Consider the following 15,297-nt stretch of genomic DNA (forward strand, 5'->3'; position numbering starts at 1 on the left):
TGCCGATCATCGACCAGCTGGGCTACAGCCCGATCTGGTTCGGGATCCTGTTCGCGGTGAACATGCAGGTGTCGTTCCTGTCGCCGCCGTTCGGCCCGGCCGCGTTCTACCTCAAGGGGGTGGCGCCACCGGAGGTCAGTCTCAAGGACATCTTCGTCTCGCTGCTGCCGTTCATCGCCATCCAGTTGGTGGTGCTGTTCGCGCTGCTGTTCTGGCCCAACCTGGCCATGTGGCTGGTGTAAGGACAGGCTTCCCAAACCCATCGCGAATGAATTCGCTCCCACGAAACCCGAACGGGTGTTTTGTGGGAGGGAATTTATTCCCGAAAATGGCAACGTTTCCGAATAGGTGAAATCTTGAAAATTACCAAGCTGAAAACCTGGCAGGTGCCGCCGCGCTGGCTGTTTCTCAAGATCGAGACCGACGAAGGCTGCTACGGCTGGGGCGAGCCGGTGGTGGAGGGGCGCGCGGCGACCGTCGAGGCGGCGGTGCACGAACTGTCCGATTACCTGATCGGCCAGGACCCGCATCGCATCGAGCACCTCTGGAACACCCTGTACCGCGCCGGCTTCTACCGTGGCGGGCCGATCCTGATGAGTGCCATCGCCGGTATCGACCAGGCGCTGTGGGACCTCAAGGGGCGCGACCTGGGCGTGCCCGTGCACCAGCTGCTGGGCGGCCGGGTGCGCGACAGGATGCGCATGTACGCCTGGACCGGCGGCGACCGGCCGAGCGACGTGGGCGCCGGCGCCAAGGCACTGGTCGACCAGGGCTTCACGGCGTTCAAGATGAACGGCACGCCGGAGCTGCAGATCGTCGATTCCCACGCCAAGGTCGACGAGGCGGTCTCGAGGGTCGCCGAGGCCCGCGAGGCGGTGGGTCCTGACGTCGGCATCGCCATCGACTTTCACGGCCGTGTGCACCGGCCGATGGCCAAGGCGCTGCTGCGCGAGCTCGAGCCGTATCACCCGATGTTCGTCGAGGAACCGGTGGCGCCCGAGCACCTGCCGAGCCTCAAGCACATCGCCACCGGCCTGGGCTATCCGATCGCCACCGGCGAGCGGCTGCACACGCGCTTCCAGTTCCGCGACCTGCTCGCCGAGGGCATGGTCGACATCATCCAGCCGGACCTGTCGCACTGCGGCGGGATCAGCGAGGGCCTGAAGATCGCCTCGCTGGCCTCCTGCTACGACGTGGCGCTGGCCCCGCACTGCCCGCTGGGGCCGTTGACGCTGGCGGCGTCGCTGCATGTCGATGCGGTCAGCCACAATGCCTTCATCCAGGAACAGAGCATGGGTATCCACTACAATCGGGACAACGACGTGCTCGATTACCTGGTGGACAAGTCGGCGCTGTCGATCAAGGACGGCTTCTGCGAGATTCCGCAGGGGCCGGGCCTGGGCGTGGAGATCGACGAGGCCTTCGTCGAGGAGCGCGCCAAGGTCGGCCATCGCTGGCGCAACCCGGTATGGACGCACGAGGATGGTTCAATCGCCGAGTGGTAAGCGAGTCGCGAGTGAATTCGCTCCCACGAACCCCGGCCATCGATGATCACCAGACGCAACCAGGGGGAAGAATCATGAACGAGACACGCCGGGCCGCACTGGATGCGGCGCTGAAGGAGCTGCCGCTGGTAGCGATCCTGCGCGGCGTCAGGCCGGACGAAATCGACGGCATCTTCGATGCGCTGGTGGAGTCGGGCTTCAAGATGATCGAGATTCCGCTCAATTCGCCGCGTCCGTGGGATAGCCTCGAGCGGATCGCCAAGCGCTGCCCGGACGACGTGGTGATCGGCGCGGGTACCGTGCTCGATCCCAATGCCTGCCAGCGCCTGGCGGATCTCGACGCGCCGCTGGTGATCACCCCCAACAGCGATCCGCTGGTGATCAGCGAAGCCGCGGCGCTGGATCTGGCGCCGATGATCGGCTGCCTGAGCCCGACCGAGGCGCTGGCTGCCGCCCAGGCCGGGGCCAAGGCGCTGAAGTTGTTCCCCGCCGGCAGCCTGGGCATCGGCTACTTCAAGGATATCAAGGCCGTCATGCCGCTCGACATGCCGATCCTCGCGGTGGGCGGCATCGACGTGCATAACATGGGCGACTGGATCGCCGCCGGAATCGACGGCTTCGGCTTCGGCGGCAGCGTCTACAAGCCCGGCTGGTCGGCCGGGGAGGTCGGCGAGAAGGCGCGCGGGCTGATCGGTGAGTGGCGGCGCATCAACGAGGGCCTGAACCAGGCCTCGGAGCTCGAGCGCGAGGCCGATGCATGAGTGGAAATTCGAGCGATAGCCCCGGGCGCCTGATCGCCATCGACTGGGGAACCAGCAACTTTCGCGCCTTCCTGGTCGATCGCGAGAGCGGCGAATGTCTCGACAGCCGGCGCTCCGAGGCCGGGTTGCGCTCGCTGTCCAGCGCCGAATTTCCGCACTACTGCGCCGCCCAGGTCGGCGACTGGCGCGAGGAAGGCGGCGCGGCGTCGGGCGCTGAAAGCGTGCCGATCTACCTGGCGGGGATGGTCGGCTCCAAGCGCGGCTGGAGCGAGGCACCGCAGCTCGACCTGCCGGTGAGTGCCGCCGACCTGGCGGCGCACGTGGTGCCGGCGCCGGGGCTGGACAACGCCTGGATCGTCCCCGGGGTGAAGATTGTCGATGCCACGCATGTCGACGTGATGCGCGGCGAGGAGATCCAGGCCTTCGGCGCGCTGTCGTTGTGCAATACCCGGGAGGCGCTGTGTTGCCTGCCGGGCACGCACAGCAAGTGGGCACGGCTCGCCGATGCCCGGCTTGTCGATTTCACCACCGCGATGACCGGCGAGCTCTATCATGCGGTGCGCTTTCATACCCTGCCCGGCGAGCCGGCGCGGGAGTCGGCCGAGTTCGACGCGGCGGCTTTCGACCAGGGGCTCGAGGCGGCCGGCCACCCGGCGGGCATACTGCATGCGCTGTTCGAGGCGCGCAGCCGGCACCTCTATTCAGGGCTGGCCGGCGAGCAGGTGGGAAGCTTCCTGTCCGGCGTGACGATCGGCAGCGAGGTGTTGAGTCAGCGACGCATTCACCCGCAAGCCGGCGAGGTGATTCTGGTCGGTTCGACTACGCTCAACCAGCTCTATCGCCGGGCCATGACGGCGCTGGATTTCGAGGTTCGCGAAATCGATAGCGACCAGGCGACGCTGGCCGGTCTATGTGCACTCGCCGAGCGGCATGGGCATTGATGATAGCGAGGACCATCTGTTCACAAGCCCTCGATGCCGGTGTGCGTGGGAGCGAATTTATTCGCGATTGAATGGCCCGGTACGGCGGCAATCGGCAACAAGTTCCCTCCCGCGGAATCCACCAGGGTGCATGGTCGGTGGGACGCGTTCATTCGAGACGAAGGTAACTCTCGAACTGCTCGACGATCGCCTTGGGGGATTCGCGAATGTCGATGCGGCAGGCCTCGTCGGCGGTCGGGGGCTCCAGCGTGGCGAGCTGGCTGTCGAGCATGTGTTCGCCGGCAAAGAAGTGCGAACCGCGGGTATTGAGGCGCTGCAGGAGGACCTCGCGGCTGCCGTGAAGGTAGAGAATCTTCAGCTCGGGGGCCCCTTGGCGCAGCACGTCACGATAGTGATGCTTGAGTGCTGAACAGCCGATGACCACATGTCGGCCCTCGTTTCCATAGCGCCGGTAAATGTCGGACAACGTGGCCAGCCAGCCTTCGCGATCGTCGTCGTTCAAGGGCTCTCCGCGTGACATCTTGGCGATACTGGTCGGGCTGTGATGATCGTCGGCGTCGATGAAATCGGCACCGATTGCCGCGGCGACGTCGCGCCCGATATGCGACTTTCCTGATCCCGAAACCCCCATGACCAGGATGCAATGCGATGTGGTTTCCATGTCCGGGGAATCACTCGTTTCTGGGTGGTAATCTGGCCCCGATACTAGCATTTTTAAGCCGCCAATGGGCGGATTGCAGGCCCGTCAATCTGCCACTTTCGGTTAATGGTGGCGGAGGTGGGAAGGCGCCGCCCGATTCTGGTGCGTCGCGATGCACCGCCTGATCCCGCTGCCCCTTTCTGGTGCCTGAACGAAGCGGAACTATCGGCTATCGTGAGGGAACGGCCGGAGTGAGCGGGTGCGCGAACCCTTGGCGGGCGCCCGATCGCTATCGGTTGGCACGTTCTGTGCAGGTTCACCGCAATGATGATGCGGCACCCACCGACTCGAGGGGGCCGCTCATTCCTGGAGGTCGTGATGACGCAACCCACGCCGCAGCGCCCACGCCTGGTCTTCACCGATCTGGACGGTTCGCTGCTCGATCACTACAGCTACGACTGGTCGCCCGCTGCGCCGTGGTTGAAGCGTCTGAAGGCGACAGGGGTCCCGGTGATTCCGGTGACCAGCAAGACCCGCGCGGAGCTGATGTCGCTGCGCCTGGACCTGGGCCTCGTCGATTCGCCGTTCATCGCCGAGAACGGCGCGGTGATCGGCTTGCCGTCCAGCTGGCAGCACGCCCGGCTGGATCGCGATCCGCGCGACTTCGAGGGCCTGTGCATCAAGACCCCCAGCGTCGACAACGACTTCCTGGTACGGCGACTCGAGGTGCTGCGCGAGCGGCTCAAGCTGCACTATCGCTGCATGCGCGAGATGACCGTCGAGGAGGTCATGCGCGCCACCGGACTCGACGAGCCCGGCGCGCGCCAGGCGCGGGTCCGCGAGGGTAGCGAGCCGCTGCTGTGGGACGACAGCGACGAGGCGCTGGAACGTTTTCGCGGGGCCTTGCAGAACGACGGCCTGACGCTGACCCGCGGCGGACGCTTCTGGCATGTGATGGGCAACGTCGACAAGGGGCAGGCGTTGCGTTGGCTGGTGGCGCGCTTCGAGGCGCTGCGCGGCTCGACGCCCGCGACCCTGGGGCTGGGCGATGGCCCCAACGATACCTCGATGCTCGAGGCGGTGGACCAGGCGGTGCTGATTCGCGGCGAGCATCGTCAACCGGTCACGGTCGCCAATCCCCGGCTGTACCGCACCCGGCTACCGGGCCCCGAGGGCTGGGCCGAGGGCCTGGATCACTGGCTCGGCGAGGCGATCCTCGAGCCTTCATCGGACGAGGACGAACCGGTATGAGCGATTTCTACCAGAACGGCATCATCACCAACTTCCACAACCTGACCCACCGACCGGTGGAGGCCCTCGAAGCGGACCTGGTGCGCTTCGCCCGGCGCCGGCCGATGGGCTTGATCCTGCCTTCGCTGTATTCCGAGCTCGAGGGGCCGGCGCTTGCGCACATCGTCGACGAGTTGGCGCAGGTGCCGTATCTGGACGAAATTGTCATCGGCCTGGATCGCGCCGATCGCGAGCAGTTCCTGCATGCCCGGGAGTTCTTCTCGCGGCTGCCGCAACGCCATCGCATCCTGTGGAACGATGGGCCGCGCCTGTCGGCGCTGGATGCCGAGCTCGAGGCCGAGGGGATCTCGCCGCAGGAACCCGGCAAGGGGCGCAACGTCTGGTACTGTTGCGGCTATATGCTGGCCTCGCGGCGCAGCGAGGCGGTCGCGCTGCACGACTGCGACATCGTCACCTACGATCGCGGCCTGCTGGCGCGGCTGATCTATCCGGTGGCGCACCCGCAATTCAATTACGAATTCTGCAAGGGCTACTATTCGCGCATCGCCGACGGCAAGCTCAACGGTCGGGTCGCGCGGCTGATGGTCACGCCGTTGATTCGCGCACTGAAGAAGATCTATGGTCCGCTGCCCTATCTCGATTATCTCGACAGCTATCGCTATCCGCTGTCCGGGGAGTTCTCGATGCGCACCGACGTTCTCGACGGCATCCGCATCCCCAGCGACTGGGGGCTGGAGATCGGCGTGCTTTCCGAGGTGCATCGCAACTATTCGACCAAGCAGCTCTGCCAGGTCGACATCGCCGATGTCTACGACCACAAGCATCAGCCGGTCTCGGAGGACGACCCGCATGCCGGGCTCAATCGCATGAGCCTGGACATCGCCAAGGCGCTGTATCGCAAGCTGGCGACCCTGGGGGTCGAGATCCACGCCGAAACCTTCCGCACCATCAAGGCGACCTACTACCGTATCGCCCTCGACATGATCGAAACCTATGACAACGACGCGGTCATGAACGGGTTGAAGATCGATCGCCACAGCGAGGAGCAGGCCGTGGAGCTGTTTGCCTCCAATATCATGGAGGCCGGGGCGGCCTTTCTCGACAACCCCCGCGACAAGCCGTTCATCCCCAGCTGGAACCGCGTGCAGGCGGCGGTGCCCGACCTGCTCGAGCGCATGCACGAGGCCGTCGAACTCGACAACCAGGGCAGGGTGTAGCCACACGAGCCACGAGCCACGAGCCACGAGCTACGGGATACGGGCTACGAGCCGATCGAAGCCCTTACGGGTTACCACTCGCGGCCCGTCCAGGTCGGTTTTAGTGGGGGCGGCTCGTCGGCAGGCGTTTCCCCCGTCCGTGCCGGCGATGGTAAAAGTACCGCTTCGTTCGAAACGACCGCGATGACCCGATGACCTCCGACGCCCTGCCCATAGACACACGCCTGGCCGATGTCCGGCGCGCCCTGGACACGCACTCCCGCGCGCTGCTGGTGGCCGAGCCCGGTGCCGGCAAGACCACCCGCGTGCCGCTGGCGCTGCTGGATTCCCCCTGGTGTGCCGAGGGGCGACTGTTGCTGCTCGAGCCGCGCCGCGTAGCAGCCCGCCTGGCGGCTCGCTACATGGCCGAGCAACTCGGCGAGCCGATCGGCGAGACGGTGGGTTACCGCATGCGCGGCGAGACCCGGGTAAGCGCCCGGACGCGCCTGGAGGTGGTGACCCAGGGCGTGCTGACGCGGCTGATCCAGGACGACCCGATGCTCGAGGGCGTCGCGGGAATCGTCTTCGACGAATTCCATGAGCGCAGCCTGGAGGCGGATCTGGGCCTGGCACTGGCGCTGGACGCCCAGACCGGCCTGCGCGAGGACCTGCGGTTGCTGGTGATGTCGGCGACGCTCGACGTGGAGGCGCTGAGGGCAGCACTCGGCGAGGTGGCGCTGATCGAGTGTCCGGGGCGGAGCTTTCCGGTGACCACCCATCATCGCCCCCTCAATAATCGCGACGAAACGGCCTCTCAGCAGGCCGCCGTGGTGCGCGAGGCGCTGGCCCGCGAGGCCGGCGACGTGTTGGTGATCCTGCCTGGGGTCGGTGAGATCCGCCGGCTGGCACGGGAACTGGCCGGGCTGTCCGGAGAGACGGTGATCCGCGAGCTGCACGGCCGCCTGCCGCTCGAGGCCCAGCAGCGGGCGCTGAGCCGCGACGTCGAGGGGCGCCGCCGCGTGGTGCTGGCCACGGCCATCGCCGAGTCCAGCGTCACCGTGGATGGCGTGCGCATCGTCATCGACAGCGGCTTTACGCGCGAGCCGGTATTCCAGCCTCGCCTGGGGCTGACGCGGCTGGCCACGCGCCGGGTCAGCCGGGCCAGCGCCGATCAGCGACGCGGTCGCGCCGCCCGCCAGGGCCCCGGCAGCTGCTATCGACTATGGGCCGAGGAGCAACCGCTGCCGGCCCACGCCGAACCCGAGATCCGCCAGGCCGACCTGGCGCCGCTGGCCTTCGAGCTGGCGCGCTGGGGCATTGCCGACCCCGCGGCGCTGGAGTGGGTGACGCCGCCGCCGTCCGCAGCGCTGGACGCGGGTCGTGACTTGCTGCGGCGCCTGGGGGTGCTGGACGACGACCGGCACCTCACCGCGCTGGGCCGGGCCTGTTCGCGTTACCCCACGCATCCGCGCCTGGCGGTGATGCTCGAGCGGGCCGCCGAGCTCGACGCGCGGCCGCTGGCCTGCTGGCTGGCGGCGCTGCTCGAGGGGCGGGCCGGCGGCGAGGAACGGGACCTGGCGGCGACCCTGGCCGCGCGACCCGGCCGCCACTCCAGCGGAGCGGAGCGGCAGTGGTATCGCGATGCCCGGCGTCTGGCCGATACGCTCGACTGCGGGCTGGCGGTGGAGACGCTGGCGCCGCTCGGCGAGCTGCTGGCGATGGCCTACCCCGAACGGGTGGCGCTGAGCCAGGCGCCGGGGCGTTTCAAGCTGGCCGCGGGCAGCCTGGCCCTGCTCGATGCCGCCCATCCGCTGGGCCACGCCGAGGCGCTGGTGGCGGTGGAACTCGACGGTCAGGCGCAGGGGGCAAGGATATTCCGCGCCGCCGCGATCGACCCGTCGCGCCTCGAGGCGCTGTTTCCCGAGACCCGCGATTTCCACACCCGGCTGACCTGGAGCGATGCCGAAGGGCGGCTGATCGGCGAGGAGGTCAGGGCGCTGGGCGAGCTGGTGCTTGAGTCTCGCCCGCTGCGCGAGATGCCCGAGGAGGCGGTGCGCGCGGCGCTGCTGGCGGCATTGCGCCGGCGCGGCTGGCTCGAACTCGACCCGCAGGCCGAGCAGCTGTGCGCGCGGGTGGCGTTGCTGCGTCGCGAATACGGCGAGGCGTGGCCCGACTGGTCCCAGACCCGACTGCTCGAAACCCTGGAGAGCTGGCTGGAACCCTATCTCGACGGAATCCGGCGCCTCGAGCGCCTGGACGCGCTGCCCTTCGAGCGGATACTCCTCGACCGGCTCGACTGGCCGCGGCGCCAGGCACTCGATGAGCTGGCGCCGACGCATCTGCAAGTACCCAGCGGTTCGCGCATTCGCCTCGACTACCGCGATGGCGAGCCGGTGCTGGCGGTCAAGCTGCAGGAACTGTTCGGGCTCGCCGAGACACCGCGGCTAGCGGACGGCCGCGTCGCGGTGACGCTGCACCTGCTGTCGCCGGCGGGGCGGCCTTTGCAGGTAACCCGCGACCTGGCCAGCTTCTGGGAGCAGGGCTATTTCGAGGTCCGCAAGGACATGCGCGGGCGCTACCCCAAGCACCCCTGGCCGGAGGACCCCCGGGGGGCGGTGCCCACCGCGAAGACCAAGCGCCGCCAGTCCTGATTCCGGGCGGGCGAATTGGCGGCCGATGTCGGTGGGGCCGTGGAGGGCGACGATGGCGCAGGCGAATAGTCTGGATCGTGACATAGATCAAAAACGAATAAACATAGAACGAAAAGTTGCGTTATGATGAGGGCATTCGATCGCGTGAAGAGGAGTCATCCCGTGCGCAGCCCCATCGTCAACCACTTCTTCGACGAGCCTACCAACACCTTCAGCTACGTGGTTCGCGACCCCGACAGCCGGGCCTGCGCGATCCTCGATTCGGTACTCGACTTCGATTATCCCGCCGGGCGTACCGATGTGCGTTCGGCCAGCGCCATCGTCGATTTCATCGAGCGCGAGGGACTTTCGGTCGAGTGGATCCTGGAGACCCACGTGCATGCCGATCACCTTTCCGCGGCGCCCTACCTGCACGACAAGCTGGGCGGACGAACGGGCATCGGTGCCCATATCACCGAGGTGCAGACGATCTTCGGCAAGGTCTTCAACGCCGGGACCGAGTTTGCCCGCGACGGCAGTCAGTTCGACCGGCTGTTCGAGGAGGGCGATACCTTCGCCATCGGTGGGCTGGAGGGCCGGGTGCTGCACACGCCCGGCCACACGCCGGCCTGCCTGACCTACGTGATCGGCGACGCCGCCTTCGTCGGCGATACCCTGTTCATGCCCGATTACGGCACCGCGCGCTGCGACTTTCCCGGCGGCGATGCACGTACCCTGTACCGTTCGATCCACAAGGTCCTGGCGCTGCCCGACGAGACGCGGCTGTTTCTCTGTCACGACTACAAGGCGCCGGGGCGGGACGGCTACGCCCACGAAACCACGGTGGCCGAGCAGCGCCGGGACAATGTGCACGTGCACGAGGGCGTCGGCGAGGAGGCGTTCGTCAACATGCGCCGCGAACGCGACGCCACCCTGGGCATGCCGCGGCTGCTCCTGCCGGCGGTGCAGGTCAACATGCGCGCCGGCCACTTTCCGCCGGCCGAGGACAACGGTCAGGTCTACCTCAAGGTGCCCATCGACCGCTTCTGACAGGAGAGAGGATTTGGACACGATGGCGAGTCTGCAGGGGCTGATCGGCGGGGTGCTGATCGGCCTGTCGGCGGTGTTGCTGATGGCCTCGCTGGGCCGGATTGCCGGCATCAGCGGGATACTCTCGGGACTGTTGTGGGGGCGGCCCGATGGCGACACTGCCTGGCGGCTGACGTTCCTGCTCGGGCTGGTCAGCGGTCCGTGGCTGGTGATGCTGATTGGCGGGGGCCTGGGCAATGTCGCCGACTCGGCGGAGGCGGTGATCGGCGCTCCCGTCGGCGGTGTGGGAACGATGCTCGTTGCCGGACTGCTGGTGGGGCTGGGTACCGGGGTCGGCAGCGGCTGCACCAGCGGTCACGGGGTCTGCGGCATGGCGCGACTGTCGCCACGCTCGCTGGCGGCCACCCTGACATTCGTGGTCGTGGCGATGGCCACGGTGTACATCACGCGTCACCTCGTGGGAGGTATGCCATGAAGGCGTTGCTGGGATACCTGGCCGGGCTGTTGTTCGGCCTGGGACTGACGATCGGCGGCATGACCGACCCGGCGCGAGTGATCGGTTTTCTGGATGTCGCCGGCGACTGGGATCCGACCCTGATCTTCGTTCTCGGCGGCGCGGTAGTGACGACGTTCCTGGGCTATCGGCTGGCCTGGCGGCGCGGCGTGCCCTGGCTGGTGCCGCGTTTCGCGCTGCCCACCCGGCGCGACCTGGACGTTCGGTTGCTCGGCGGCGCGGCGCTTTTCGGGGTTGGTTGGGGGCTTTCCGGTTATTGCCCGGGGCCGGCGGTGGCGTCGATCGCCGGCCTAAGCGCGCCGCTGGCGGCGATGCTCGTCGCCATGGCCGCCGGCTGGTGGCTGGCCCGGCGGGTGTGATTCTCGCTCACTGACCCTCAGGGCCGTGCTGCCTGGGAGCGAATTCATTCGCGATGGGGTCGAGCGGGCTTCACTCCGGCGTCTGGACCAGCCATAGGCTGCGATAGGGACGCAGGATATCGCGCTCCTCGGGCCTGGGACTCCAGGGCTGGCCCTCCTTGAGCACGTCGCGCCACTGGCCGTCGGCGAGTTCGGCGACTTCCAGGGGCTGGCGCTTGTCGCTGATGTTGTAGATCGCCAGCAATCGGCGGCCGTCGGGCAGCGGGCCGCGCTGGATGGCGAACAGCCCCGGCGGTGTATCGAGCACGAACTGCGGCGCCTCGGGGTGGAAGCAGGGCTCGCCGGCGCGTAGCGCCAGACGCCGCTTGAGCGACAGGAACGCTTCGCGGGTCGGGGTGCTGCGGCTGTCGATCAGTTCGTCGAGCTCCTCGCGCTGCCAGTGGCGGCGGTTGATCGCCCGCAGGTGACCGCTGCGCTCGACGCCGACATGGTCGTTGAGCGTCGCGGTCAGCGAGTGCAGGTAGAGCCCGGGAATGCCCTGCAGGGCGAGCAGCAGGTTCTGGCTGCACAGGAAGCGTTCCACCTGCCAGGCGTCGGGTCCGCGCCGCGAGCCCTTGAGGGCGTCGAAGTAGGTGATGTTGATCTCGTAGGGCGAATCCTCGCCGTCGGGGTTGGCCTTCATGCTGACGTAGCCGCCGAAGCGGCGCATCAGTTCGAGCAGGATGTCCACTTCGTGCTGGGGCAGCAGGCCTTCCAGCGCTCGCACGCCGATGCCGTCGTGACTGGCGGTGAAATTGAAATAGCTGCAGCCGGCGGGCAGCGCGGGAAGCGTGCGCGCCCAGGCGGCGAGGGTGGTGGCGTCGCCGCTGGTCAGGGTGTGGACCAGCAGTGGCGGCAGGGTGAACTGGTAGATCAGGTGGGCTTCGTCGGGGGTGTCGTCGGGCGATTCGAGCCGTTCGAGGCCGAAGTAGCTCATGTTCTCGCCATGGGGGACGTTGGTCTCGGTGATCAGCAGCGTGCCGGGGGCGACGAAGTCGAGGATCGCCCGCAGCAGACGCACGATGGCGTGGGTCTGCGGCAGGTGGATGCATGAGGTGCCGAGCTCCTTCCACAAAAAGGCGATGGCATCCAGGCGGATCATCCGCGCGCCCTGCTCGACGTAGTGGAGCATGATGCCGACGAACTCGAGCAGCACGTCGGGGTTGGCGAAGTTGAGGTCGATCTGGTCCTCGGAGAAGGTCGCCCACACATGGCGGCGGCCGCGACGGGTCGCCACCGGCACCAGCAGCGGCGTGTTGCGCGGCCGGGTGACCTGGCTGACGTCGCTGTCGGGGTCCATCTCGATGAAGTAGTCGCGCCCGGGCTGGTTGCCCGACAGGTAGTCGACGAACCACAGCGATTCCCGCGAGACGTGGTTGATCACCAGGTCGACCATCAGGTCCCGCTTGGCGGCCAGCCCGCGGATGTGCTGCCAGTCGCCGAGGTCGGGGTTGACCTCGCGGTAGTGGATCACCGAGAAGCCGTCGTCGCTGCTCCAGGGAAAGAACGGCAGCACGTGCACGCCGCTGAAGGTGTCGCCGAGGCGTTCGTCGAGGAAGGCGTCGAGCACCTCGAGCGGCGCTCGCTCGCCGTCTAGCAGGGTGTCGCCGTAGGTGATCAGCCACTGGTCGCGCTCGCTCCACAACGGGCGCGGCGTGGGATCGATCGCACCGCGATGGTGCGATACCAGCGTCAGCAGGCGACGCAGTATCTCCTCGGTGCGCGGGCCATAGACTTCGCTCAGACGGGCGCGGGCGCGCTCGACGAAGGAGGCTTCGTCCAGCGCGCCGGCCGGGGTCGGCGGCAGGGCGCGGTACGCGCCTTGGGTATCGGAGGGCATCGGGGGCTCCTTGAGAACCCGGCGCTGCCGGCCGGGTTCCATGAGTGACGGCTGATACCAGTGTTGCAGAAGCCGTGCCAGCTGTCCGCCCTGGCGTGTGATGCGTATCGGCTGTCGCTTCGCGTCAATCGGTGAGGGCGGCCAGCGACGACACTGTTCACAACATCAAGTGGAGGTCAGTCATGCAATCCAGAATTATTCTTACCTGTGCGGTCACCGGGGCCGGCGATACCACCGGCAAGAACCCCAACGTGCCGATCACCCCCAAGCAGATCGCCGACAACTGCATCGAGGCCGCCAAGGCCGGCGCCAGCGTGGCGCACATCCATGTCAGGGATCCCGAGACCGGCGGCATCAGCCACTCGCAGGATCACTTCCGCGAGGTGATGGAGCGGGTCCGCGAGGCCGACACCGATATCGTCATGAACATCACCGCCGGCGGCGGCGGCGACTGGGTGCCGGATGCCGACGACCCTTATCGCGGCGGCCCGGGCAGCGATATCCAGACCCCGGCCGAGCGTCACGCGCCGGTGGGCGAGCTGCTGCCGGAGCTGTGCACCCTGGACTGCGGCAGTCTCAATTTCGGCGACTCGGTCTACATCAATACCGCCGACTGGCTGCGCGAACACGCCCGGCTGGTGCAGGCCGCGGGGGTCAAGCCGGAGCTCGAATGCTTCGACCTGGGGCACGTGTGGTTCGCCCGCCAGTTGCAGCAGGAGGGGCTGATCGACGGCGATCCGCTCTACCAGCTGTGCCTGGGCATCCCTTGGGGCGCCGAGGCCGACACCGAGACCATGCTGGCGATGCGCAACAAGCTGCCGGCGAATGCCATCTGGGCGGCGTTCGGCATCGGCCGCGCGCAGATGCCGATGGTCGCCCAGGCGGCCCTGCTGGGTGGCCACGCGCGGGTCGGCCTGGAAGACAACCTGTATCTCAGCAAGGGGGTGCTGGCACGCAACGGCGAGCTGGTCGAGAAGGCCGCCGGGCTCATCGAGAACCTCGGCTCGCGGGTGATGACCCCCGGCGAGACCCGCGCGCACCTGGCGCTGCGCGATCCCTCGACTGGCCGCGTCGCTGGAGGTGAGTCATGAGCCGGCAACCCGCCTTGAAGCAACTTGCGGTGATCGGTACCGGGGTGATCGGCAACGGCTGGATCGCCCGCGCGCTGGGCCGTGGCTGGGACGTGGTCGCCTTCGACCCGGCGCCCGGTGCCGAGGCCCGCACCCGCACCGCGGTGAGCCAGGCCTGGCCGTCGCTCGAGCGCCTGGGGCTGGCCGAGGGCGCCGACCCGGCGCGGCTGACCTTCGCCGATAGCCTCGAGGCCGCCGTGGCAGGCGCCGACCTGGTCCAGGAGAACGTCCCCGAGCGCATCGAGCTCAAGCGCGAGATTCTTGCCAGGCTCGACGCCGCCGCCGATCCGCAGACGGTGATCGGCTCGTCGACCTCGGGCTTCAAGCCCAGCGATCTTCAACAGGATTGCGCGAAGGCGCCGGGCCGGGTGATCGTCGCCCATCCGTTCAATCCGGTCTATCTGCTGCCGCTGGTCGAACTGGTGGGGGGCGAGGCCACCACCAACGGCCAGACCGAGCGCGCCCGGGCGCTGTACCAGGACCTGGCGATGCGCCCGCTGGTGGTGCGCCGCGAGATCGAGGGACATATCGCCGACCGGCTGATGGAAGCGCTGTGGCGCGAGGCGCTGCATCTGGTCAACGACGGCGTGGCCACCACCGAGGAGATCGACGCCGCTGTGGTCTACGGCTGCGGGCTGCGCTGGTCGTTGATGGGCACCTTCCTGACCTTCCATCTGGCCGGCGGCGATGGCGGCATGCGCCACATGCTCGCGCAGTTTGGCCCGGCGCTGAAGCTGCCGTGGACCAGGCTCGAGGCGCCGGAGCTCACCGACGAGCTGATCGACAAGGTGGCGGACGGCTGCGAGCAACAGGCCGCCGGCCGCTCGGTGGCCGAGCTGGAAGCGCGCCGCGACGAGTTCCTGGTGCGTCTGCTGGCACTGGTCGAGGAGTACTGGCCCGAGGCCGAAGGGCTCAAGGGTCGTATATGAGGGAGGCGCCCGTGAGCGAAGCGAACCAAGGCCCTGCCGCCCAGCGTATCCTGGCCACCACGGTGGCGGCCGACTGGGTCGACTACAATGGCCACATGAACGATGCCGCCTATGCGCTGGTGTTCTCGCAGGCGGTGGAGGCGCTGATGGCGTCGATCGGTCTCGACGACGCGGGGCGCGAGCGCCACGCCTATACTCTGTATACGCTGGAGACCCATCTGTGCTATCGCCGCGAGGCGCATCGCGATCAGCCATTGACGGTCGAGGTGGTACTGATCGACCGTGACGCCAAGCGCCTGCATGCGTTCTTCAGCATGCGCGACGAAGCGGGCGAATGCCTGGCGACCAGCGAGCAGATGCTGATGGGCATCGCCACCGACAGCGGCCGGCCGGGACCGTTCCCCGAGCCGGTGACGGCGTGCATCGAGGCCTTGCCGCTGTGCGGCGATGAAGATCGCCCGGCGTCGGCCGGCCGGCGCATCGCCATCCCCCGGCGGGAGGCGACAACTTGA

Annotated in this window: 15 protein-coding genes; 13 read left to right on the forward strand and 2 right to left on the reverse strand. The window is 67.8% G+C overall.

The window, feature by feature from the left end; genetic code table 11:
- The 4 genes from HR9077_RS12745 to HR9077_RS12760 form a co-directional block, all read left to right on the forward strand.
- The coding region (locus tag HR9077_RS12745; protein ID WP_136067381.1) for a TRAP transporter large permease subunit at window positions 1-242 on the forward strand (242 nt) is incomplete at its 5' end.
- A gap of 114 nt (window positions 243-356) precedes the next feature.
- On the forward strand, window positions 357-1,505 hold the full coding sequence (dgoD, locus tag HR9077_RS12750) for a galactonate dehydratase (protein ID WP_136067382.1): 1,149 nt from the start codon (window positions 357-359) through the stop codon (window positions 1,503-1,505).
- A 74-nt stretch (window positions 1,506-1,579) separates the two neighbouring features.
- Window positions 1,580-2,266, forward strand: coding sequence for a 2-dehydro-3-deoxy-6-phosphogalactonate aldolase (locus HR9077_RS12755; RefSeq protein ID WP_136067383.1), 687 nt, complete (start codon window positions 1,580-1,582; stop codon window positions 2,264-2,266).
- Window positions 2,263-3,207, forward strand: coding sequence for a 2-dehydro-3-deoxygalactonokinase (locus HR9077_RS12760; protein WP_136067384.1), 945 nt, complete (start codon window positions 2,263-2,265; stop codon window positions 3,205-3,207). Before HR9077_RS12755 ends, HR9077_RS12760 begins: the two co-directional genes overlap by 4 nt.
- Window positions 3,208-3,355: 148 nt before the next feature.
- On the opposite strand, the gene HR9077_RS12765 is transcribed toward HR9077_RS12760, so the two are convergent.
- Window positions 3,356-3,868 carry a gluconokinase gene (locus tag HR9077_RS12765; RefSeq protein WP_136067385.1) on the reverse strand — a complete coding sequence of 171 codons (513 nt, stop codon included), beginning with the start codon at window positions 3,866-3,868 and terminating at the stop codon, window positions 3,356-3,358.
- 357 nt (window positions 3,869-4,225) lie between these two features.
- Between HR9077_RS12765 and HR9077_RS12770 the strand changes: the two genes are divergently transcribed.
- From HR9077_RS12770 to HR9077_RS12795, 6 genes are all read left to right on the forward strand, one after another.
- Window positions 4,226-5,098 carry an HAD-IIB family hydrolase gene (locus tag HR9077_RS12770; protein WP_244613201.1) on the forward strand — a complete coding sequence of 291 codons (873 nt, stop codon included), beginning with the start codon at window positions 4,226-4,228 and terminating at the stop codon, window positions 5,096-5,098.
- Window positions 5,095-6,315: a glycosyltransferase family protein gene (locus HR9077_RS12775; protein ID WP_136067386.1), complete on the forward strand. Its 1,221-nt coding sequence runs from the start codon at window positions 5,095-5,097 to the stop codon at window positions 6,313-6,315. The genes HR9077_RS12770 and HR9077_RS12775 overlap by 4 nt, the downstream gene beginning before the upstream one ends.
- 191 nt (window positions 6,316-6,506) lie before the next feature.
- The gene (hrpB, locus tag HR9077_RS12780; protein WP_136067387.1) at window positions 6,507-8,945 is read left to right on the forward strand and encodes an ATP-dependent helicase HrpB; all 2,439 of its coding nucleotides are present in this window, start codon (window positions 6,507-6,509) and stop codon (window positions 8,943-8,945) included.
- Window positions 8,946-9,107: 162 nt separating this feature from the next.
- A complete protein-coding gene (locus tag HR9077_RS12785; RefSeq protein WP_136067388.1) occupies window positions 9,108-9,974 on the forward strand; it encodes an MBL fold metallo-hydrolase in 867 nt (288 codons plus the stop codon).
- Between the two features lie 13 nt (window positions 9,975-9,987).
- Window positions 9,988-10,449, forward strand: coding sequence for a YeeE/YedE family protein (locus HR9077_RS12790; protein WP_136067389.1), 462 nt, complete (start codon window positions 9,988-9,990; stop codon window positions 10,447-10,449).
- On the forward strand, window positions 10,446-10,847 hold the full coding sequence (locus HR9077_RS12795) for a DUF6691 family protein (protein WP_136067390.1): 402 nt from the start codon (window positions 10,446-10,448) through the stop codon (window positions 10,845-10,847). The genes HR9077_RS12790 and HR9077_RS12795 overlap by 4 nt, the downstream gene beginning before the upstream one ends.
- 70 nt (window positions 10,848-10,917) lie before the next feature.
- On the opposite strand, the gene HR9077_RS12800 is transcribed toward HR9077_RS12795, so the two are convergent.
- Window positions 10,918-12,726 (reverse strand): sugar phosphorylase, encoded by a 1,809-nt coding sequence (locus HR9077_RS12800; RefSeq protein ID WP_136067391.1) that lies wholly within the window; start codon window positions 12,724-12,726, stop codon window positions 10,918-10,920.
- Window positions 12,727-12,908: 182 nt separating this feature from the next.
- Between HR9077_RS12800 and HR9077_RS12805 the strand changes: the two genes are divergently transcribed.
- Genes HR9077_RS12805 through HR9077_RS12815 form a run of 3 tightly spaced genes read left to right on the forward strand, consistent with a single transcriptional unit; the run spans window position 12,909 to window position 15,297 of the window.
- Window positions 12,909-13,817: a beta-keto acid cleavage family enzyme gene (locus HR9077_RS12805; RefSeq protein ID WP_136067392.1), complete on the forward strand. Its 909-nt coding sequence runs from the start codon at window positions 12,909-12,911 to the stop codon at window positions 13,815-13,817.
- Entirely contained in the window at window positions 13,814-14,785 is a 972-nt protein-coding gene (locus tag HR9077_RS12810; RefSeq protein ID WP_136067393.1) for an L-carnitine dehydrogenase, read from the forward strand. The genes HR9077_RS12805 and HR9077_RS12810 overlap by 4 nt, the downstream gene beginning before the upstream one ends.
- Before the next feature lie 11 nt (window positions 14,786-14,796).
- A complete protein-coding gene (locus HR9077_RS12815; protein ID WP_280178436.1) occupies window positions 14,797-15,297 on the forward strand; it encodes a thioesterase family protein in 501 nt (166 codons plus the stop codon).

It is taken from the genome of Modicisalibacter radicis (assembly GCF_900961225.1).
Taxonomy (GTDB): domain Bacteria; phylum Pseudomonadota; class Gammaproteobacteria; order Pseudomonadales; family Halomonadaceae; genus Modicisalibacter.